Below are 240 nucleotides of genomic sequence, written 5' to 3'. Positions count from 1 at the left end.
AGAACTTGGCATGAGCGAAACCCATGCTGGCAAAGTAAATGTGCTGCTAACCGCTGCCCATAAAGACGTGGTCATGCTGCGCTCTACCTTGGTCCGCGAGCAGGGGTTTGAACCGCTCGTGGTCGATGTAGAAGGGTATGCACTGGGCAACGCCATTGACCACTTCTACCCGAGCAAAGGGGAAGATGAACGCGTTTGCTGTATCAATATCGGCGCATCACTGTTGCAAATGTGTGTATG

The 240-nt window shown here is 52.5% G+C and carries 1 protein-coding gene; it reads left to right on the top strand.

What is annotated here, in order from left to right:
- Positions 1-240, top strand: a 240-nt coding sequence (gene pilM / locus NLF92_RS13700) for a pilus assembly protein PilM (protein WP_254102820.1), incomplete at both ends; no start/stop codon positions are given.

This window comes from Opacimonas viscosa, from assembly GCF_024199005.1.
Classification (GTDB): Bacteria; Pseudomonadota; Gammaproteobacteria; order Enterobacterales; family Alteromonadaceae; genus Opacimonas; species Opacimonas viscosa.
The sequence above is the reverse complement of the archived record's forward strand: the minus strand, read 5'-3'. Positions and strand labels throughout refer to the sequence as shown.